The organism is Haloarchaeobius iranensis, assembly GCF_900103505.1.
In the GTDB taxonomy this organism is placed as follows: Archaea; Halobacteriota; Halobacteria; order Halobacteriales; family Natrialbaceae; genus Haloarchaeobius; species Haloarchaeobius iranensis.
The window spans coordinates 87,992-108,980 of the sequence record NZ_FNIA01000010.1 but is presented as its reverse complement, the minus strand read 5'-3'; the positions used below and the strand labels follow the sequence as shown (position 1 = coordinate 108,980).

Genomic DNA, 20,989 nt, shown 5'->3' with positions numbered 1-20,989 from the left:
GAAAACGAGCGGACCCGGTGCTGGCACACCGGTCCGCGCGGGCTTCCGTAGCCTGAGTACGGAAACCATGTACGCGAACGATGACGCGGGGGATAAATCCCCGCACGATGCTGGAGTATCGGCTGTCTCGACTGCTGTTAGAGCCCTCCATTCGGCTGTCTCCCCCGAGGTGGCGCGATGAGCGACGAGCTGCAACCGCTGTCGCCCGAGGAGGGTGTCGAGCTGTACTTGGAGGTCCGGAAGGGGAACGTGAGCGAGCAGACGCTGGCGAACCACGAGTACCGACTGAAGCCGTTCCTCGAATTCTGCGAGGAGCGGGAGATTGAGAACCTGAACGAACTGACGGGCCGGCACCTGTACCAGTTCTACAACAAGCGCAAGGGCGTGGTCAAGGCGGTCACGCTGAAGAACCACCTCGCTACCCTCCGCGTCGCGCTCGACCACTGGGCGGATATCGACGCCGTCGAGGAAGGCCTGCGCGAGTCGGTACCGATGCCGAACATCAGCGTGGGCGAGGACGTGCGTGACGACGTGCTCCGCGCCGAGCGCGCGAACGAGGTGCTCGACTTCCTCGACACCTTCCGGTACGCGAGCCGGGACCACGCGATGTTCCTGATTCTCTGGGAGACCGGAATGCGGATGGGCGCGCTCTACTCGCTCGACGTGTCGGACTACGACCAGAGCGAGCCGTGTCTGTGCCTCCGGCATCGTCCCGACCAGGGGACGCCGCTGAAGAACGAGGAGCGCGGGGAGCGGGACGTGGCCCTCGCGCCCGAGGTCGCGGCGGTCCTCGACGACTACCTGGCGCACTCGCGCCACGGTGGGACTGACGACTACGGCCGGAAACCGTTCTTCACGTCGGCCCACGGCGGGCGACTGAGCAAGACGAGCATCCGCGAGACGATCTACCGGGTGACGCGGCCCTGCGTGTGGGCGGACTGCCCCCATGACCGTGATCCGAAGGACTGCGAGGCGATGCAGTCGCAGAAGACGGCGAGCAAGTGCCCGTCGTCGACGAGCGCGCACCCGCTTCGTCGCGGTGCGATTACGGAAGCCCTGGCCGACGGGGTTCCGGTCGAGGTGACCAGTGACCGCATGGATGTGTCGCCCGACGTGCTCGACAAGCACTACGATACGCGGACGGAGCGGGAGCGGATGGAGGTCCGTCGCCGCATCATGCGGGAGGTGAAGAACAATGTCTGAGGAAAATCGGCCCTCCTATAGCGGTCTCGCTGACCGAACCCCAGCGAGTCCATCCCGATTCTCGACGGACTACGTTGCGAGCCACGGACTCCGGTGGTGGACTACTTCCCGGAACAGAACTGTCGCTCGCCGTCGTAGTCCCCGCAGAACTCCTCACTACGAGCCGTTGTCGCGAGAAGTACTTAAAGCGTGACGGGGATGTCGACGGTGGGTCACCCGGTGACGGATGGCTACCGCTCCGTCAGAGGTCACTCCCGTCGCACGGGTAGATGCTGACGGACCCGTCCATCGGCAGTTCCACGGCGGCGTCGTCGCCCGAGAGGGCGACCCACGAGGTGATGTCGCCGTCGGTGAGCGGATCACGCTTGGCGTCGTCGTTGAACGCGGGCGTGATGTCGATCTTGAACGGGTCGCCGTCGACGGGGATGACTCCGCCGTCGGTGGGACCGCCGGCCCAGGTCCAGTCGGCCTGCGAGATGACGCCACTGTCGGTCGTGTAGACGTCCTCGGGGTCGTCCTGGACGGCCCAGCTGCCCGGGGCGATGCCCTCGAAGTCGAACTCGAAGGTGACCGCGCCACCGGTGCCGTCGCTCACGGTGTCGTGGATCATGACGAGGTGCGTCTCGCCCGAGTCGGTGTTCCGGTAGAGGAACAGCTGGCTGCGGTCGCTCTCGGTGTAGCCGATGGCCGGCTCGCCGGCCTGATGCGGACTGTAGTTGTAGAACTCCTCGACCGACATGTCTCCCTCGACGGCGGTCACGCAGTGCTGCTCGCCGCCGGCTTCCACGACGAACTCGTCGGTCAGGCACGGGCACGGGTCGGGGTTGTGCCGGCACTGCTCGGTGTAGAAGCCGATGTCGAAGCCGACGGAGTCGGTCTGGATGACGTTGCCGACATCCTCGGGCACCTCCCAGCCGACGTTGACGCAGTGGCACTCGCCGCCCTCGAAGCAGTCCTCGGAGAGGAGTAGCCCGTTCGAGCCGGCCTCGACGAGTTCGCGCGCTTCGGCGAGGGTGCCCGACCAGACTGTCGTGTCCTCGTCGTTGAACCGCGAGTCGCAGTTCTCGTCGAGGGAGACGTAGACGTTCATGTTCTCGGCGAGCTCGCCGTCGTCGCCTGTGTCGTCGACCTCGCCCTCGGGTTCGGTGATGCCGTTCTCGCCTTCGGTGAAGTTCGCGAGCGTGAGCCAGATGTAGCCCGGGTTGTCACAGAGACAGAGGTTGAACGTTATCTGGCCGCCGTCACCCGGTTTGACGTCGTCGAGTGCGACGAGCGTCTCCTGGTCGCCGTAGTCGTCCGCGTAGTTCTCGTCGATGGTGTCGCAGCTGACGACGTCGGTCACGTCGGTCTCTCCGCCCGTCGGCCCACCGTCGTTCCAGGTGACGGTCTCGCCGTCGACGACGACCGACTGTTCACCGTCGTCGCCCTCGTCGCCGGCACCCTCGTCCGGGTGGGCGTTGACGAACTCCCCGAGGTCCTCGTTCCGTGGGCGTACCGGCCCCGCAGGCGGCTCCGACCCGTTCGGCCCGTAGTACACCTGCTGCCAGCCGACCTTGAGGTCCAGCTCGCCCGCGGTGAGCGTGTTGTTCTCGAACGATTCGGTGTCGCTGAAGTACGCGCTCGTCCCCAGTCCAGCTCCGACGGAGGCGACACCGACGGCGCCGATGCCGCCGAGGATGCGTCGCCGCGTCAGTCCGGTCGTGTGTTCGTCTGTCATGAGTAGTCCCCCCGAACCCCCGATACGTGGGGCAGTTCGGACGGGAGAGACGAGCACCAGTAGCCCCGTAGTTATACGGCGACACGTCACCGTTCAACGGAGAAATTAAATCGAACGGGACTTTCAAATACGCCAATAGGATGGCACGCCCGGCCGAAGCATCACCCTGAGACCGTGGTCGACGCCCGACGCAGTCACGCGATAATCGGTAGTTTCGGTGGTCCCACCAGTGGAGTCGGTACCCGGCCCAGTACGAGTGGCGGTGGCGGCGAGCGGTAACGGTTCCTTGGCCCGACGTGGGGCGGCGTGTTCGGAGTGCCCGTGCGACCCCGCCACTGCCCCGGTCCGCCGGGGGCGACGCTGACTCCACGTCGGTCGTGGAGCCGGACCGACCAGCGGGGGGCGTTTAAGTGCTTCTCGCGACAAGGGCTCGTAGTGGAGCGTTCTCCGGGGCACCTGCACGCCCAGCGAGCGGTGCGTCCCGCGTTCAGACACCCCAGGCGATGCGGTCCCAGAGGCGTTCGTAGCCGTAGTACGTCCCAGTCTTGACGGCGTTCGTCACCAGCCCGATGTTCACCGAGGCCAGCACGTCGTCGGTAACCGCGAAGGCGACCACGATGGTGATGCCGACCATCAGCACCCGGTACAGCAGCGTCTTCACGATGGCTCGCGAGCGGAGCTGGTTCGGCGTCCGGGCCAGCAGCGAGGAGAACGCGCCCATGTCGGCTGCCTACGTGAGGTGTTCGCATGACGGTTGGGGTGCCCTCGTTCCCGTGGGGCGAGAAGCAGCGTCCGGGTATATCGCTCGAGCAGCCGTCTAGCCGGGTATGAGCATACTCTCGAAGACCCTCGTCAGCCTCGCCGTCGGATTACTCGCGTTCCTCGCGACAGGAATCGCGGTCACCGCGGTGCTCGACCCGTACATCTGGCCGTCGCTGTTGGTCGGCGCGCCCGTCGCGGTCACCGTCGGAGTAACCGCGCTCCTCGCGGCAGTGGCGACGCTGCGCTACCGTGAGCGCCGCCGCGTCGGTGAGCTGGACGCCGGCGCTGTCGCAGCGTACCGGGCGGCGGTCGTCGCGGTCGCGACCTGTCTGGTCGTCGTTCCGCTCGGGACCGCCACCATCGTCTTCGACGTGGGCGAGTTCGGAGTCGCCGTCCTCGTGTTCGGGTTGCCGGCGTCCGTCCTCGTCGTGGCCGTCGTCGCGTACGTCACGGCCCGGCGGACGGTTTCCGTCCGGCGTCCGCCGACGGCCTGAGCCGTCCGACTTCCGTTCGTCTACCAGACCGAGCGCTCGTCCCCGTCGACGACCGCCTCGTCGACGAGCGCGTAGCAGTTCTCGTAGGGGACGAACGCGGCGAACGTGCCGTCGATGTAGCACTCGAGGCCGTGTTCGACGTGTTCGTAGTCGTCGCACTCGATGACACCCTCCGGCAGGACGACACGGTACATAGCTGTCGGTACGACCGCATCGAGGATAGGGATACCGCCGACGGCGGCAGAGCTGGGCCACGAGCGCGCGTCGACGGGCAGGTCACTCCTCGTCGGGGTCGTCGACGACCTCGATGCCGCGGTTGTTGACCGCGTCGGGGTCGAGGCCGACCTCCTGGAGGAACCCCTTGTACTCGCGCTCGCACTGCTCGGCGGCCTTCTGCTTGTCGGAGGCGCGCGAACAGAGCGCGGCGAGGTCCTCGGGCACGTCGTTCGTGTAGACGATCCAGTGGTTGATGAGGTCGGAGAGCCGACGGATGGGGCTCGTGAAGTGGCCGTAGATGTCGAAGTTGAGCGCGTGGTGGCCGCCGAAGGGGTCGCTCATGTACTTCGCCCGGGGCATCACCTTCATGACCGCCCACTGTATCTTCCCGAGCTGGCGGCCGGGGGCCTGTTCGAGCGTCGCGTTCACCGCCTTCCGGGGGTCGTCCCAGGCCTCGCCGGGGATGCTCACGCCGTCCAGGTCCTGGATCTCGACGAGAGCCTTGTCCCACTCGTCGGGCGTCGGCTGGGGGTGGACGCGGTACATCGCCTCGACGCCGCGGTTCCACATCAGCTCGTGGGTGACCGCCTTGTTCGCCTTCAGCATGCACTCCTCGATGATGGTGTGGGCGCGGTCGCGGCGCGGGTTGAGCACGAGCGAGCCGTCCTCCTTGCGCTGCTCGTGCATCCGGTCGGCCACGTCGAACACCAGCGAGATCTCGTCGTGCAGGTCGGCGTCCGGCTCCTCGAGCCGGTCCTCCGTCTGCGTGTAGGTGAGCCGCTCGTTCGAGTGGATGACGGACTTGTAGATGTCGATGGACTCGTAGCTCAGGTGTTCCTTGTCGAGCTCCATCTCGACGGTGTGGGCGAGGCGGTCCTCCTCGGGGACGAGCGAGCAGACCGTCTCCGCGAGCGTCGGCGGCAGCATATGGATGGTGTACGCCGGGAGGTAGACGGTGTTGCCGCGCTCGACGGCCTCGGCCCACATGGCGCTCTCGGGGTGGACGTAGTGGGTCACGTCGGCGATGTGGACCCACAGCGTGAACGTCTCCTCGTTCTCGCGGATGGAGATGGCGTCGTCGAAGTCCTGTGCGTCGACGGGGTCGGTCGTCCAGGTCGTCAGGTCCCGCAGGTCCTCGCGCTCGTCGAGTTCGTCCTCTATCTCCTGCTGGACGCCCTCGGTGCGCTCTTCGGCCTCCTCCAGCACCTCCGGTGGGAACGCGTCGGCGATCTCGAACTTCTCGAACAGCTCCTCCCGTTTGTTCTCGAGATGCCGCGCGAGCTCCTCGTCGATCTCGACCGGGCCCTGTCCTTCGGCGGTGCCCGCGGCGGCCTGCGCGCTGGCGTCGTCGGTCATGGGCCGGGCTACGTCGGGGGCACGGGAAAACGTATCGGGGTGGCCGCGTCGGCGACCGCTCGCTCAGTCCGAGTGCTCCTGTGCCTCGACGGTCGCGTCGTGGAAGCGGGCGAGGAACTCCTCCCGGGAGACCTCTCCGGCACCGAGGTCGACGAGCATGGACTCCAGGCCCTTCCGCGGCTGGTGACAGCAGGCCCGGTCGCAGGGCTTGCAGAGGTACTCGAACTGCTTGTCCGTGCGCTCCCACCGGTTGCCGTGTTTGTCGTACTCGCGGGCGTCGTCGCGAGGGACCTCGTCGCCGCACGCGATGCACGTCACGGGGCCGTCGTCGCCGTCTCGCCGGGAACCCCACATGGGTTGGCCAACGGCGGGCCCGTATAAAGACGTTACCGCGAGTTTCTCACCCTGTTTAAGTGCGGCCGCCCGTCTGGACCGCTCGCCGAGAACGACCGGTTTATGCGGCTCCCGGTGGAGGGTTGGGATATGCAGGTGAAGTCCCGACACCACCTCCGGAGCGACGACGTGAGGGAGGTCGAAAGCAGCGTGGCCGACGCACTCGGCGTCGACCTCGACGGCGACACGTACGAACTGGTCGAGTTCGAGGACAGCGAGTTCGACGTCGTCCTCGTCGACGGCGAGCCCGCCGTCTTCTACGTCGACGACGAACCGTTCCTCACCGTCGCGGGTGCGAACGCGACCGAACCGACCAGCCGCGTCGTCACCGTCGACGCCGGTGCCATCTCGTTCGTCTCGGACGGCGCCGACGTGATGCGGCCCGGCATCGTCGAGGCCACCGCGGACATCGCGCCGGGCGACCTCGTCGTCATCGCCGAGGAGACCCACGGGAAGGTGCTCGCGGTCGGGCGCGCGAAGGTCGACGGCGACGACATGGTCGGCGACTCGGGCAAGGTCGTCGAGTCCATCCACCACGTCGGCGACGACCTCTTCCAGTTCTCCGGCTAGTCCTCGTCCCCGTCGACCGAGTCGAGGCCGTCCTCGTACAGCTCCATCGCCATCTCGTACCCCTCGACCGCGTACTCGTAGGTCTCCCGCAGGTCCGCGATGGGCGTCTCCGTCGCGTCGACCCGCAGGTCCTCGTAGTAGGGGTCGACGACGCGCTCCTCGGTCGACTCGACGAGGAGCGCGGCGCTCTGGACGTGCAGCTCCTCGCGCTTGTCGCCGCCCTGCTCGTGGCCCGCGGCCAGCGCGTCGACGAGTCGCTCGGCGAGCGGGCGGTCCGCCTCGCGGCTCGATTCGTACTCGTCGGCGACGGCGTCGATGACGGCCTCGCCGGTCAGCAGGTTGCCCGCGACGGTGTAGTGCTCGCCCTCGACGTGGCCGTACCAGTCCTTGCACTCCTCGCCGGAGAAGACGAAGGTGCCGTCGGCGTCGACGCCGTGGAGCTGGCGGTTCTCGGCACCCTCGTCGGCGTTCAGGAGTGACTGCAGCGCGTCCTCGACCGCGAGCCCGCCGTCGACGTACTCGATACCTTTGCGGCCGAGTTCGACGTTGACGAGGCTCTGTGTCGCCACCGCGCCGGACTCGCTGGCGAACGGACAGAGCGTCCCGACGCCGGGGAGCCGGGTAGTGACCGCCACGCCGAAGCGGTCCCGTTCCTCGCCATCCTCGTCGGTGTACGTCTCGTGGACGCAGATACTGAACGTCATAGCCGGGTGCTGGGGCGAGCCGAGCAAAAAAGCCGGTGTGCCGGAAGTCGAGGCGGGACCGTGACCGTGGCCCCGACGGAGCCGTCAGGCCGTGACCGTCTTCGTCTGGCTGGTCGTGTTGCCGGCCGCGTCGATTACGGTCAGCGTGACGTCGTAGCTGCCCGAGCCCTTCTTGTCCTGGAGCCGGGTGGAGCCGGAGGCACTGGAGCCGCTCACGCTGTCGCTCGCCGAGTCGGCGGTGCCGTTCTGGTCGAGGACGAGGTCGACCGACGCGAGGTCGCCGTCGGCGTCGGAGACGGCCCAGTCCACGTCGAAGCGGGCCCAGCCACCGTTGCTGTTGTTGGTGACCGCGAACTCGTCGATGGCGGGCGCCGTGCTGCCGCTGCTGCTGTTGTCCGTCGTCACGGTGATGGACGAACTGCTGGTGTTGCCGGCGGCGTCGGTCGCCGTCGCCGAGAGCGTGTGGTCGCCGTCGGCGACGCCCGTGCTGTCCCAGCTGGCCTCGTAGTAGCCCGAGGTGCTGTCGTACGACGCCGTCTGTGCCGGTCCACCGTCGACGCTCCACTCGACGATCAGGCTGTCGTCGCTGTCCTCGGCGTCCGAAGCACTGAGCTGGATGGAGACGGTGTCGCTGACGGTGTCGCCGCCGGCCGGGTTCGCCCAGGAGACGCTGGGTGCGGCGTCACCACCATCCCCACCGCCGGCGGCCGCGACGGCGTTCTCGGCGTCGACGAGCCCGTAGCCCTGTTCGTTCCCGGCGAGCCCGATGTCCTCGGCGCTGTCCTGGAGTATCGTGCGGGCCTCCGAGGCGGTCGCGCCCGTCGCCATCACCTGGGCGGCCGCGCCGGAGACGTGCGGGCAGGCCATCGAGGTGCCCGAGAACGTCGCGTAGCCGCTCGGGACCGTGGAGTAGATGTCGGTGCCCGGTGCCGCGAGCTCGACCTCCGGGCCGGTCGAGGAGAAGTCCGAGAGGCTGTCGTCGCTGGCCGTCGAGGAGACCGCGATGACCTCCGGGTAGGCGGCCGGGTAGCCCACGCAGTCGGAGCACGGGCCGTCGTTGCCCGCTGCGGCGACCATCAGCAGCCCCTGGTTCGCGGCGTACTGCACCGCGTCCTGCAGCGTCTGGTCGCCCGAGGAGGCACCGAGGGACATCGACGCCACGTCGAAGCCCTGGTCGGCCGCCCACTCGATGCCGGCTGCGATGGCCGACAGGGAGCCCGAGCCACAGCCGTCGAGCACCTTCCCGGCCCAGAGGTTCGCCTGCGTCGAGACGCCCACGACACCCTCCGTGTTGTCGACCGCGTCCGCGATGCCGGCGCAGTGTGTACCGTGGTCGTTGTCGTCGTCCCAGGCGTTGGGACAGTCGTTGGTGTTCGTGTCACAACCGAACGGGCCGCCGCCCCCGCCGGCCTCGCCACAGCAGTTGTCGGTGAAGCACTTCCCGCCCTGGATGTTGTCGGCCAGGTCGGGGTGGTCGCTGTCGATGCCCGTATCGAGGATGGCGATGTCTGCCCCACTGGCTGTGTCGCCGTTGCCGTGTAGCACGTCGGCGTCGACGCGGTCGACACCCCACGGGAGCGTCTGGGCGAGCGCGTGGTACTCGCCGTCACGCTCGACGTACCGGACGTGTGGGTTGTTCTGGAGCGCGTCGATGGCCTCGGCCGGGAACCGCCCTGCGACGGCCTGCCCGATGTCGTCGAAGTCGAACTCGTGTCTGACCGACGACGCTCGCTCCCGGGCCGTCTGGAGCCCGTGGTCGTCGGATACGCCCACGATTACGTCCTGTGCGCCCTCGCCCGCGACGACTTCGCCCGCCATCGTCGTCGCTGCCAGTCCAGCGCCGACCCCTTTCAACAATTTCCGCCGGGAAACGCCATTGGTGTCTCTGACCATGCGGACAGGTGTCACGCACCATGGCTTAAATAGTTAACTATGTCTGGCACTTGCATTAGGTAAGGTGGAATTTCCATCAATCATTGCGAATTTCCAAAATTTTCTCTGCCCCCGACAGGACTTGACGGTTCGCGCTCGCCCGCAACTCCGGTGGCGCCGGCCGTGTCTGACGTAAGAACTAAACGCTCGCCACCGTAGGTAGACACTCATGGGCCTCATGAGCAAGATCCTCGGCGGAAACAACTCTCACAGCACCGAGGACTATCTCGAACTCGACCTCGACGACTTCGACACGGTCTCGGGCGACGCGGCGATGCAGGTTCACATCGCCGAGGTCGCCGGGCAGGCCGACGCGATCGACATCAAGGACGCCGTCTACGACGGCGACCTCGTCATCGCGGACATCACACGCCTGCGCACGGAGGACAGGACGGTCGAACACATCGTCGACGAACTGAGACAGGTCGCCCAGGAGGTCGACGGCGACATCGTTCAGAAGGGGGACGACCAGCTCATCGTCACGCCGACGGGCGTGAAGATCAGCCGCGAGAAGCTCGGCCGCGACTGAGCGGAACCAGCCTTTATCGCCGAAGCCGCACCCAGAGCCAGCGTCAGCCACGACTCGGCCGCGCGGCGGTCTGGGCGGGAGTGCGGTGCGCCCCGCGCGGGAGCCGATGCACCGCCTGTTCGCCACTGCTGACAGCGGCTGCGCAGTTCAGAGGTGGTCCTTGCCGGGGTTCGAGGAGCCCCAGTCGCCACGGCCACCCTCGGTCCGGTCGACGCCCATGATGGACTCGGCCTGGTCGACGCCGAGTGACTCACCGCTCTCGGGCACGCGCACCGTCACTTCCTCGATCTCCGGCCACTGGAGCAGCTCCGCCTCGATGTTACCCGTGGTGATATCGGCGACGCCACAGCCCGAACAGCCGCCGCCGAGTTCGACGACGACCTCACCGGTCTCGAGGTCGGCCCGCCGCACGGAACTGGTCCCGCCGTGCATCTGGATTATCGGCATCTCCCGCACCAGCCACTGCTCTACCCGCTCGGCGAGCGCGTCGTCCGTCTCGGCCGCGTCGGTACTCATCATTCACTGTTAGGCACTCCGACGGTGAGAAAGCTTTGGGTCTCTGTCGCACGATTCGACAGGAACGACCGTGAGGAACCACGTTCCCGCACCACGGGCCACGGTGGTTCCTGCGGCGGTGCTCGCTGCGCTCGCTCCGAATCCCCCTACTCCTTCACGGCTCGCTGCGCTCGCCGTTTCGGTTCGAGTCGCTGGCGTTCGAACCCTCGCTACTTCCCGTCGTCGCTGCGGAGGAAGCGCGCGGCACCGAGGCCGAGGCCTGCGAGGGCGGTGACCGCGCCGAAGCCCGGCGAGCCACCGTCGTCACCGCTCTCGGTCGACATCGGGGTGGCGGTCGGCTCGGACGAGGGTGTCGACTCGGGCGTTGCCGTGGGCTCGGGCGTGGCCGTCGGGGGCTGCGTCGTCGTGCCGTCGTCGCTCCCGTCGAACGCGCCCGGGAGGTCGACGGAGAACTCGTTCTCGGCGCGGACCAGCGGGTCCGCATCGACGAGACTGGACGGCGCCGAGGACTGCTCGCCAGCCTCGTCCGGGAACAGCACCAGGGCGTCGTTCTCCGCGCCGGGCACGCTGCTGTAGCTCGTCGCGGCGTAGAAGTCGATGTCGGGCGTCGTCACCGCCGTCCAGAACGCGTAGGACGGGTCACGCCACCACGAGAGCTGCTCCGGGCTCGTCGGGTCGGCGATGTCGAACACCTTCACGCCGCCCTGGTACCACGAGGTGTAGAGGCGGTCGCCCACGAACTGGAAGTTGTGCGATGTGGTCCAGGTTCCTGCCTGCGTCGTGTCGCCGTCGGTCGGCATGGGCGGCTCGATGCTCGACAGGTGCGTGGGGTCCGTCGGGTCGGAGATGTCGTACAGGGAGATGCCGCCCGGCCCGCCGTGGTCGTCGTCGGTCTGTGAGTCCCACGTCTCGCGGCCGACGCCGAGGACGCTCGCGTCGTCGTTGACCGCGACGTAGTGTGAGTTGCCACGCGGCTCCGTGTAGTCGGTGCTCGCGCGGGACCGGCTCCACTCGCGCAGCTCCTGGAACTGGTAGTCGCCGATGCGGACCAGGAACTCCGGGTTCGCCGGGTCCGAGACGTCGACGAGGAAGGTGCCCGCGTCCCAGTACGCACAGTAGGCGATGCCGTCCTGGACGTACATGTCGTGGAGGACCTTGCCGAGCACCTCGCTCCAGCCCGCATCGAGGTCCTGGCTCGGCGACCAGCGGCCGAGCTGCTCGAACTCATCGCCCGAGACGTCGATCATGCTGAGGTAGGCTGCCCGCTGGGTGTTGCCGGTCAGGTAGACGACGTCGTCCTCGATGAACGAGTTGTGGTTGCCGTGGGGCGTATCGAAGAAGTCGCCGATCTGCGTCGGGTCGGTCGGGGCGGAGATATCGTAGAGGAAGAATCCCAGCGGCCCGCCACCCTGTGCGGCGGTCGGGACGAGCAGCCTGTCTCCGTCGACCTTGATGTCGAGGATCTCGCGGGCCGCGCTCCCGCCACTGGTCTGTATCGGGCGCTCCTCGGCCAGCAGGGTCGGGTCGGTCGGGTCCGTGACGTCGACGGTCGCGAACCCGGTGCTCGCGGCGACGTACGCCGTCGAGCCGTCGTCGCCGAGGACGACCTCGGCCGCGCCGTCGATCTGGAGTTCACCGGACGGCTCGTACGCGGTGGTCCCGCGGGCGGCCACGGCACGGGAGAGCGTACTGGCTGCGACCGCGCCGGCACCGGCGCGAAGGAGGGTTCGTCGTTGCATACACTCCTGAAACGCTCGAATCGAAAAAAGACTGCCGGAACGTAGACCGAAGGACGTTCCGGAGCTCCGCGACTCACGAGACTCGCCGTTTCGGTTCGAGGGTTCTCGCTGGCGCTCGAACTCTCGCTACTCCCCGTCGTTGCTGCGGAGGAAGCGCGCGGCACCGAGGCCGAGGCCTGCGAGGGCGGTGACTGCGCCGAAGCCGGGCGAGCCACCGTCGTCGCCGCTCTCGGTCGTGCCGGCGGTGGTGCCGTCCATCGCGGTCGTCCCGCTCTCGGTCGGCGTCGCGGTCGGCGTCTCGGTGGGGGTCGCGGTCGGCGTCTCGGTGGGGGTCTCGGTCGGGGTCTGCGTGTTCGGACTCTCCGCGTCGACGTAGTCCGGCCAGTCGACGCTCGTGACGATGCTGGTCTCCTCCGGCGGGGTGAACACGCCCGGCGGCTCCGCCATCTCGCCGTCGGTGTCGGGGAAGACGTAGAGCCCACCGGTGTTGTCCTGGCCGGGCCCCATGTTACCGGCGACGAAGATGCCCGTGGCGTCCGGACCGTTGGAGCGGGCGTACTTCGCGCCCCAGAACTGGGTGTTGCTGGGGTCGCGCCACCAGGCGATGCGCTCCGGGCTGGCGGGGTCCGAGACGTCGTGGATCATCACGCCGCCGTAGTACCAGGAGGTGTAGAGGCGGTCTCGGCTGAGAGCGAAGTTGTGCGAGGTGGTGAACTGTCCCTGGAAGCCTTCGTCCTCCGCGCCGGGCGCGTGGATGGTGGTGAGCTTCTCGGGACTGGTCTTGTCGGAGATGTCCCAGACGTCGATGCCGCTCGCGCCGCGACGGTCGTCCTCGGGGTTGGCGTCCCAGGACTCCGCGCCGACGTACAGGGTCTCCGCGTTCTCGTCGACGGTGACGTAGTGGTCGTTACCGGGCGGCTGGTAGAAGATGCTCGTGAGGTCCTGTTGCTGGACCTGTGCCAGCTTCTGGGGGTCCGCGCCCCCCAGCCGGCTGACCATCGACGGGTTCGCCTTGTCGGCGATGTCGACGATGACGGTGCCGGCGTCCCAGTTCGCGAGGTAGGCGTAGTCGCCCTGCACCCACAGGTCGTGGACGTTCCGGAACGCGGCGTTGACCTCGCTCCAGATGTCCGCCGTCTGGTGGATGCCCCACTCGGAGACCGCGCTGAACTCGTCGTTCGACGTGTCCATGATGCGGAACCGGTCGCCCTTGGTCAGGTAGGCGTAGCCGTCCACGAAGATGCTGTTGTGGATGGCGTGGTCGACGGTCTGGACCGCCAGCTGTTCGGGGTTCGCGGGGTCGGAGATATCGTAGAGGAGTGCTGCCTTGATGACCTCGCCGGCCTGGTTGGGGCCGACCACGAGCAGGCGGTCGCCGTCGACCTTCACGTCCGCGACGGCCTGCATCGGGCCGGCGTCGCGGTCGGCGAGCAGGTCGCGGTCCTCGAAGGCGATGCTCGGATTCGCCTCGTCCGAGATGTCGACCGAGACGAACCCGTCGCCGGTCGCGACGAAGGCGAACTGCCCGTCCTCGGTCGGTGCGACCTCCATCGTCCCCTCGATGTCGACGCTGCCGAGTGGCTCGTAGGCGTCCTGCTGTCCTGCTGCGGAAACTGTCCCTCCGACCGCACCCAGTGCGAGCGCGCCTGCACCTGCACGGAGTACATCTCTTCGCTCCATACCCGCATCCAACGGCCCCCCCTAACTAAAGCTTCAGGAAGCTCAAAGATGTCTTTTTGTTACTAGTTCGCGCGTCGAAAGGGGAGACGGTCGTCGGGCCGACCGAGCCGGTTCCACCGTCGTGTCAGTGACGTGTCCGTGACCTGTCACCTGTGCCGCCGGTGAGGGCGCTGGCGAGCGCACCTTTGACCACGACGTCGTCGCCGAGCGTGGTGAGCTGGATGTCAGGGACGTTCGTCATCACCATCTCGTCGATGCGCTCGCGGATGGGGTCGAGGACGAGTTCGGTGTTGTGGAGCGCGACCGCGCCGCCGATGTAGACGACGATCGGGGCGAACGAGTGGACGACGTTGCTGACGCCGATGGTGTTCCAGTGCGCCAGCTGGTCGACGACGTGGTCGGCGAACGCGTCCTCGCCGACGGCGTCGAACACGTCCTTCGCGGTGAAATCGGGGTCCTCGAGCGGCAGGCTGGTGTCGACCTCGGGGTCGTCCTCGGCCAGCAGCCGTGCGTAGTTCGGGATGTTGTTGCCGGAGCAGTAGGCCTCCCAGTGGCCGTCCTTCCCGCAGCCGCAGGTGAGTCGGCCCCGTGGATCGACGACGTAGTGGCCGACCTCGCCGGCGTTGCCGTCCCAGCCGGCGATGACGTCGCCGTCGACGCAGACGCCCGCGCCGATACCCGACGAGATGGTGATGTACGCCATGTCGTCGGGGTTTCGGTCGGCGTGGTAGCGCTCGCCGATGACGCCGGCGGCGGTGTCGTTGTGGAGGTACACCTGGTCGCTGGCGATGAGCTTCCCGATGGGGCCCGAGAGCGGGATGCGCTCGACCGTTACGGGGAGGTTCGCCGGGTCCTCGACCGCACCCTCGGCGAGGTCGAGGGGACCGATGGAGCCGATACCGCAGGCGCGGACGTCGGTTGGGTCGAGGCCGGCGTCCGCGCAGGCGTTCTTCAGCGTGTCCAGGACCGCCTCGGTCACAGCGATTCCGGTCGGACCCTGTGGCGTGCTCGTTCGGTGCGACCCCAGGATACGGGCGTCGCCGTCGCCGACGACCGCCCGGACGTTCGTCGCGCCGAGGTCGACGCCCGCGTAGGTGGCCATGCTACGAGTGACACGGACGGGCTGGCACTTAAGCGGTTAGATTTACTCGTGTTCGAGTACTGCTGCCCCCGTTGGTGTGTGAGGGGAGACAGTTTCATGTAGGCGCCTGCCCATCGTCCGAGTGACTTCACCCGCATGAGCTCGCGTCCGGTGGTCCTGTCGGTCCGTGGTTCCGGCGAGGAGCCGCTCCTGTCGGACCATCCGGACGTCGCCGCCACGGTCGTCGACGACCACGCCGACGCCGCCGACCACCTCGCGACCGACCCCGTCGACTGTGTCGTCTGCCCGAACGAGCGTGACGGGCTGTCCGGGCTCGAACTCCTCGGCCGGTTGCGTGGCGCGTACCCACACGTCCCCAGTATCCTCGTCACCGACGAGCCCAGCGACGAGGTCGCCGCCGCGGTCGCCGACGGGACTGCGTCGGAGTACCTCCCGCTCGCCATCTGGGACGACCCCCCGAGCCGGCTCGCCGAGCGGGTCACGGTCCTCTCACAGGAGCAGGACCCGACGAGACCCGACGAGCGGACGCTCAGCGGACTGCTCGCGACCGCGCGACAGCTGCTCACCATCCACTCGCCGGACGAGATCGCCGACGTGATCGTCGACGCCGCCGTCGAGACGCTCGACTTCGAGTGGACGACGGTCTGGCTCGTCGACGACCACGAGGAGCGTCTGACCCCTGCGGCGGGCGGCGACGACCCTGCGTACGATGTGGGCGAGCCGCCGGTCGGGCGCGTGTTCGAGACCGGCCAGCCGACCGTGCAGCGCCGTGACGACGACGCCGCGCTGTACTTCCCGCTCGGGGACCACGGCGTCCTCGCGGTCGGGACCGGCAGCGTCACCGACGTCGAGGAGTCGGACGTCCAGCTCGCGGAGATACTCACGGCGAACGCCTCCGCGGCCTTCGAGCGCACCGCCCGCGAGGAGACGCTGGAGCTGTACCGCACCGTCGTCGACAACGTCCGCGAGATGGTGTACGTCCTCGACGAGAGCGCTCGCATCGTCCTCGTCAGTCGCCAGATCGTCGAGGCGACCGGCTACGAACGCGACGAGCTCGTCGGCGAACACGTCTCGAGGTTCCTCGACGAGGGCGGGTTCGAACGCGGCACCGAACTCGTCGCCGAGCTGCACGACTCCGGGGACGACGGGAGCCGAACGTATCGGACGGTGGGCGTCCGGGCCGACGGCACGAACGTCCCCATCGAGGTCGAGGTCTCGCTGCTCCCGAGCGACGACGGCGAGTTCCGCGGCACCATCGGCGCGGTGCGGGACATCTCCGACCTCGTCGAGACAGAGGAGCGGCTGGCCCAGGAGCGCGACCGCTTCCGCTCGCTGTTCGAACACCTCCCGGACCCCATCGTGGATGCCCGCTTCGAGGGGGATGAGCCGGTCATCGACACGGTGAACCCGGCGTTCGAGCGCGTCTTCGGCCACGATAGGAACGCGATCGTCGGAGAGTCGGTCAACGACGTGCTCGTGCCGGCCGACGACGAGGGAACCGGCCGCGAGCTCGACCGCCGGACCTTCGCCGGGGACGGCGGTCCCGTCTCGGCCGAGGTACGCCGGGAGACCGCCGATGGTGACCGGTACTTCCTGTTCCGCGGCATCCCGTACCGTGCCGACGAGCGGGGCACCCACGCCTTCGGCATCTACACGGACATCACCGACCAGCACGACCGCGAACGGCACCTCCAGGTGCTGCACCGTGTCCTCCGGCACAACCTCCGCACCGACATGGGCGTCGTCATCGGTTACCTCGACCAGCTCGACGACCGGCTCGACGACCCGGACGACCACGCGCTCATCGAGCGCGTCACGGGCCGTGCCGAGGACGTGGCCCGGCTCGCCGACAAGGTCCATCAGCTCGAGCAGGTCATCCAGCAGGACACCGACCTGACGCCCGGACCGACGGACGTGGTCGAGCGGCTCGAACCGCTCGTCGACGGCCTCCGCGACCGCTACCCGCGGGCGACCATCGAGGTCGACGCGCCCGGGACGGCGGTCGCCCACGCCGACGAGCGGCTCGACCTCGCGGTCGAGAACCTCGTGGAGAACGGCATCCAGCACACGCACGTCCCCGCCCCGAGGGTCGGCGTCCGCGTCGTGGCCGACGGAGCCGGTGTCGACATCCACGTCACCGACGAGGGCCCGGGAATCCCGGCCCACGAGCGGGCGTTCCTCACGGGCGACCGGGACGTCTCGCAGGTCGAACACGGTGACGGACTCGGGCTGTGGGTCGTCAACTGGGTGGTGCGGTCGCTGGGCGGCGAGGTCAGCTTCGGCGACCCCGAGGTCGGCACCGAGGTCGTCGTCCACCTTCGCCCGGCCTGAGGCCTCCCGCGAGGACGCTCAGTTCCCCTGGATGGCGTCGATGACCATCGCGGCCGCGATGATGGGTTCCTTCGGCACGCTGTCGGCGTCGTCGATGACGATGTCGTACGTGTCCTTCAGCGAGAACTGGCCGCTTATCTTGCCGACGTGGTCCCCGTTCGCGTCCGTGATCTCGTACTTGTGCGGGATGAGCTCGCCGAACGGCAGGAAGTTCCGGGCGAGCGTGACCGCCGCGCCGCGCGAGTCGATGCGGGCGAGGACCTCCTCGGTCCTCGCGTCCCGAATCCGCCAGGTGTCCTGCAGCAGCGAGAAGTCGTTGTCCAGCACGACGATGTCCTCGCCGGTCCGGGCGTCGGACAGCATGTAGTTGCCAGCCACGTCGATGATGCCGCCGGCCTTGACGGTGAACACCTCCTGTCCGTTCGCGTCGGTGAACGGGAACTCCTCCTTCATCTTGAACAGCTTCTGTTTCCCCTTCAGCACCGTGTTACCGGCCGCGTCCTCGGCTCTGTACTTGTTCCGGATGAGGCTCTGGATGACCGTGTATCGGTCGTCCGTGAGTTCGACGCCGGAGATGTCGTAGCGTGCTGGTGTGCTCATCACCCTCACTGCCCGCCGCCTGGCCTTTAAACCCGGACATCCGCCGGCCCGTGTCCACGCGGACCACCCGGAACCGACACCCTAAGGGTCGTCCCGCCCCAGGCTACGACCAGATGAGCAAGGACTTCATCGAGGTCAAAGGTGCCGAGGAGCACAACCTGAAAGACCTCGACGTTCGCATCCCACGCGAGCAGTTCAACGTGGTGACGGGGCTGTCCGGGTCGGGCAAGTCCTCGCTCGCGTTCGAGACGGTGTACGCCGAGGGGCAGCGACGGTACATCGAGTCGCTGTCGGCGTACGCCCGGAACTTCCTGGGGCAGATGGACAAGCCGCAGGTCGAGACCGTCGAGGGGCTTTCACCTGCGATCTCCATCGACCAGAAGAACGCGGCGAACAACCCCCGCTCGACCGTCGGGACGGTGACCGAGCTGCACGACTACCTCCGCCTGCTGTACGCCCGCGTCGGCACGCCGCACTGCCCGGAGTGCGGCCGGGAGGTCGGCGAGCAGTCGGCGGACACGATGGTCTCCAGGGTCCTCGACCTCCCCGAGGGCACCCGCGCGAAGATCGCCGCGCCGGTCGTCCGCGACCAGAAGGGCGCGTTCGAGGACCGCTTCGACGAGCTCGTGAGCGAGGGGTACGCCCGCGTCGAGGTCGACGGCGAGGAGTACGACCTGACCGTCGACCGGCCGGACCTCGACGAGAACTACGACCACACCATCGACGTGGTCGTCGACCGCGTGAAGCTCAGCAGCGACGCCCGCCCGCGCATCACGGACTCCGTCGAGACCGCACTCGAGGAGGCCGGCGGCGTCATGAAGCTGATACTGCCCGACCCGCCCGAGGAGCCGGACATCGGTGGCAGCGAGGCCCGTTCGACGGGCGACCTCGCGGCCGTGGCGGGTGACGGGGACGAGGACGCGAGCCAGGACCGCCTCGTGCTGGAGTTCTCCGAGGAGCTCGCCTGCACCCACTGCGGCATCGACTTCACCGAGATAGAGACGCGCTCGTTCTCGTTCAACTCGCCCCACGGCGCGTGTCCCGAGTGCGAGGGCATCGGCGAGACGAAGGAGGTCAGCGAGAAGCGCGTCGTCGTCGACGAGTCGAAGCCGCTGAAGCACGTGTTCGAGCCCTGGAGCTACAACCGGTCGTACTACCAGACGCGCCTCGACGCGGTCGCGGCGCACTTCGACGTGAGCCTCGACACGCCGTTCGAGGAGGTGGCCGAGGACGTCCAGCGCCAGTTCCTCTACGGCACGGACGACGAGGTCGTCTTCAAGAGACAGACGAAGAACGGCACCCGGCGCAAGCAGAAGCGGTTCGAGGGCATCATCCCGAACCTCGAACGGCGCTACGTCGAGACGGACTCGCAGGGCACCCGCGACCACATCGAGGACTACATGTCCGTCACCGAGTGTCCCGCCTGTGACGGCACCCGACTCAAGCCCGCCTCGCGCTCCGTCTACGTCGCCGGCACCGCCATCAGCGAGGTCAACCGGATGAGCATCGGCGACGCGCTGGCGCACTTCGAGGGGATGGAGGCCCAGCTCGACGAGCGCCAGACGACCATCGCCGAGGAGATACTGAAGGAGATCCGCGCGCGCCTCGGCTTCATGACCGAGGTCGGGCTGGAGTACCTCACGCTCGACCGCGAGGCCTCGACCCTCTCCGGCGGCGAATCGCAGCGCATCCGGCTCGCGACGCAGGTCGGCTCCGGGCTCGTCGGCGTGCTGTACGTGCTGGACGAGCCCTCCATCGGCCTGCACCAGCGCGACAACGACAAGCTGCTCGACACGCTGGAGGGGCTGCGCGACCTCGGGAACACCCTCATCGTCGTCGAGCACGACGAGGAGACGATGCGTCGGGCGGACAACGTCATCGACATGGGCCCCGGGCCGGGAAAGCGCGGCGGCGAGGTCGTCGTCCAGGGTGACTTCGACGACGTCGTCGACGCCGACGAGAGCGTCACCGGTGACTTCCTCGCCGGGCGCAGGCAGATTCCCGTACCCGATACGCGCCGCACCGCGGACGACCATCTGTCGGTCCTCGGCGCACGCCAGCACAACCTGAAGGATGTCGATGTCGACCTCCCGCTGGGCAGCTTTACGGCCATCACCGGCGTCTCCGGCTCCGGCAAGTCGACGCTGATGCACGACGTGCTGTACAAGGGGCTCGCACGCCGGATGAACGACAACACCTCCGTCAACCCCGGCGAGCACGACGACATCGAGGGCATCGATGGGGTCGAGACGGTGCGGCTCATCGACCAGAGCCCCATCGGCCGGACGCCGCGGTCGAATCCCGCCACGTACACCGGCATCTTCGACTACGTCCGCGAGCTGTTCGCCGAGACGAAGCTCTCGAAGCAGCGCGGCTACGAGAAGGGCCGCTTCTCGTTCAACGTCAAGGGCGGCCGTTGCGAGGAGTGCGGCGGGCAGGGGACGGTGAAGATAGAGATGAACTTCCTCTCGGACGTGTACGTCCCCTGCGAGGAGTGCGAGGGGGCGCGCTACAACGACGCCACGCTCGACGTGACCTACAAGGGCAAGACCATCGCGGACGTGCTCGACATGAGCGTCGAGGAGGCCCACGACTTCTTCGAGTCCTCCTCGCGCCTTCGTCGCCGGCTCAAGCTCCTGAAGGACGTGGGGCTGGACTACATGACCCTCGGCCAGCCGTCGACGACGCTCTCCGGCGGCGAGGCCCAGCGCATCAAGCTCGCCGAGGAGCTGGGCAAGCGCGACACCGGCAACACGCTCTACCTGCTCGACGAGCCCACGACGGGCCTGCACTCCGCGGACGAGAAGAAGCTCATCGACGTGCTGCACCGCCTGGTCGACAACGACAACACCGTCGTCGTCATCGAGCACGAGCTCGACCTCGTGAAGAACGCCGACCACGTCCTCGACCTCGGCCCCGAGGGCGGCGAACACGGCGGCGAGGTCGTCGCCACCGGCACGCCGGAGGAAGTGGCGCAGGTCGACGCCTCCCACACCGGCCGCTACCTGCGTGACCTGCTCCCCGACGTCGACGTCGAGGGGCCACGCGGCCAGCGCGTCGAGCCCGAGACGCGCGAGATGGCGACGCCGACGGACGACGACTGAGCCCGCGCCGGACGGGATTGTTCTCGCGGGGCAGTGGAGTC

The 20,989-nt window shown here is 68.0% G+C and carries 18 protein-coding genes; 6 read left to right on the top strand and 12 right to left on the bottom strand.

The features are described 5' to 3' along the window. Positions 1-177 precede the first annotated feature (177 nt). Complete coding sequence (locus tag BLT27_RS10730) at positions 178-1,203, top strand: tyrosine-type recombinase/integrase (RefSeq protein WP_089733711.1); 1,026 nt, start codon at positions 178-180, stop codon at positions 1,201-1,203. 241 nt (positions 1,204-1,444) lie between these two features. On the opposite strand, the gene BLT27_RS10725 is transcribed toward BLT27_RS10730, so the two are convergent. Next, positions 1,445-2,920: a SipW-dependent-type signal peptide-containing protein gene (locus tag BLT27_RS10725; protein WP_089733710.1), complete on the bottom strand. Its 1,476-nt coding sequence runs from the start codon at positions 2,918-2,920 to the stop codon at positions 1,445-1,447. 487 nt (positions 2,921-3,407) lie between these two features. Then, complete coding sequence (locus tag BLT27_RS10720) at positions 3,408-3,641, bottom strand: DUF2061 domain-containing protein (protein WP_089733708.1); 234 nt, start codon at positions 3,639-3,641, stop codon at positions 3,408-3,410. A gap of 106 nt (positions 3,642-3,747) precedes the next feature. Here BLT27_RS10720 and BLT27_RS10715 point away from each other — a divergent pair, with 106 nt between their 5' ends. Then, the gene (locus BLT27_RS10715) at positions 3,748-4,176 is read left to right on the top strand and encodes a DUF8147 domain-containing protein (RefSeq protein ID WP_089733706.1); all 429 of its coding nucleotides are present in this window, start codon (positions 3,748-3,750) and stop codon (positions 4,174-4,176) included. A gap of 20 nt (positions 4,177-4,196) precedes the next feature. Here the strand turns inward: BLT27_RS10715 and BLT27_RS19755 are convergent, their stop codons facing one another. From BLT27_RS19755 to BLT27_RS10705, 3 genes are all read right to left on the bottom strand, one after another. Next, entirely contained in the window at positions 4,197-4,370 is a 174-nt protein-coding gene (locus BLT27_RS19755; protein WP_175526435.1) for a hypothetical protein, read from the bottom strand. Between the two features lie 82 nt (positions 4,371-4,452). Beyond that, the gene (locus BLT27_RS10710; RefSeq protein ID WP_089733704.1) at positions 4,453-5,748 is read right to left on the bottom strand and encodes an RNB domain-containing ribonuclease; all 1,296 of its coding nucleotides are present in this window, start codon (positions 5,746-5,748) and stop codon (positions 4,453-4,455) included. A gap of 63 nt (positions 5,749-5,811) precedes the next feature. Then, positions 5,812-6,102 (bottom strand): DUF7562 family protein, encoded by a 291-nt coding sequence (locus BLT27_RS10705; protein ID WP_089733702.1) that lies wholly within the window; start codon positions 6,100-6,102, stop codon positions 5,812-5,814. A 129-nt stretch (positions 6,103-6,231) separates the two neighbouring features. On the opposite strand from BLT27_RS10705, the gene BLT27_RS10700 reads away from it, so the two are divergent. Then, positions 6,232-6,711 (top strand): RNA-binding protein, encoded by a 480-nt coding sequence (locus tag BLT27_RS10700; protein WP_089733700.1) that lies wholly within the window; start codon positions 6,232-6,234, stop codon positions 6,709-6,711. On the opposite strand, the gene BLT27_RS10695 is transcribed toward BLT27_RS10700, so the two are convergent. Both BLT27_RS10695 and BLT27_RS10690 read right to left on the bottom strand, forming a co-directional pair. After that, positions 6,708-7,415, bottom strand: a complete 708-nt coding sequence (locus tag BLT27_RS10695; RefSeq protein WP_089733698.1) for a DUF1028 domain-containing protein — start codon at positions 7,413-7,415, stop codon at positions 6,708-6,710. The genes BLT27_RS10700 and BLT27_RS10695 overlap by 4 nt on opposite strands. An 84-nt stretch (positions 7,416-7,499) precedes the next feature. Continuing rightward, entirely contained in the window at positions 7,500-9,308 is a 1,809-nt protein-coding gene (locus tag BLT27_RS10690) for a S8 family serine peptidase (RefSeq protein WP_089733696.1), read from the bottom strand. Between the two features lie 208 nt (positions 9,309-9,516). On the opposite strand from BLT27_RS10690, the gene BLT27_RS10685 reads away from it, so the two are divergent. Then, on the top strand, positions 9,517-9,876 hold the full coding sequence (locus BLT27_RS10685; protein ID WP_089733694.1) for a cell division protein SepF: 360 nt from the start codon (positions 9,517-9,519) through the stop codon (positions 9,874-9,876). Positions 9,877-10,023: 147 nt separating this feature from the next. On the opposite strand, the gene BLT27_RS10680 is transcribed toward BLT27_RS10685, so the two are convergent. From BLT27_RS10680 to BLT27_RS10665, 4 genes are all read right to left on the bottom strand, one after another. Beyond that, a complete protein-coding gene (locus tag BLT27_RS10680) occupies positions 10,024-10,395 on the bottom strand; it encodes a NifU family protein (protein ID WP_089733692.1) in 372 nt (123 codons plus the stop codon). A gap of 206 nt (positions 10,396-10,601) precedes the next feature. Further along, entirely contained in the window at positions 10,602-12,131 is a 1,530-nt protein-coding gene (locus BLT27_RS10675; protein WP_089733690.1) for an LVIVD repeat-containing protein, read from the bottom strand. 126 nt (positions 12,132-12,257) lie between these two features. Continuing rightward, positions 12,258-13,811: an LVIVD repeat-containing protein gene (locus BLT27_RS20415; protein WP_089733687.1), complete on the bottom strand. Its 1,554-nt coding sequence runs from the start codon at positions 13,809-13,811 to the stop codon at positions 12,258-12,260. A 124-nt stretch (positions 13,812-13,935) separates the two neighbouring features. After that, positions 13,936-14,913, bottom strand: a complete 978-nt coding sequence (locus BLT27_RS10665; protein ID WP_089733685.1) for an ROK family protein — start codon at positions 14,911-14,913, stop codon at positions 13,936-13,938. A 135-nt stretch (positions 14,914-15,048) separates the two neighbouring features. Between BLT27_RS10665 and BLT27_RS10660 the strand changes: the two genes are divergently transcribed. After that, positions 15,049-17,244 carry a PAS domain S-box protein gene (locus BLT27_RS10660; RefSeq protein ID WP_089733683.1) on the top strand — a complete coding sequence of 732 codons (2,196 nt, stop codon included), beginning with the start codon at positions 15,049-15,051 and terminating at the stop codon, positions 17,242-17,244. Between the two features lie 18 nt (positions 17,245-17,262). Here BLT27_RS10660 and BLT27_RS10655 read toward each other — a convergent pair whose 3' ends face one another. Further along, positions 17,263-17,844 carry an LURP-one-related/scramblase family protein gene (locus BLT27_RS10655; RefSeq protein WP_089733681.1) on the bottom strand — a complete coding sequence of 194 codons (582 nt, stop codon included), beginning with the start codon at positions 17,842-17,844 and terminating at the stop codon, positions 17,263-17,265. 113 nt (positions 17,845-17,957) lie between these two features. Between BLT27_RS10655 and uvrA the strand changes: the two genes are divergently transcribed. Next, on the top strand, positions 17,958-20,948 hold the full coding sequence (uvrA, locus tag BLT27_RS10650; protein WP_089733679.1) for an excinuclease ABC subunit UvrA: 2,991 nt from the start codon (positions 17,958-17,960) through the stop codon (positions 20,946-20,948). The last annotated feature ends 41 nt before the right edge of the window (positions 20,949-20,989 follow it).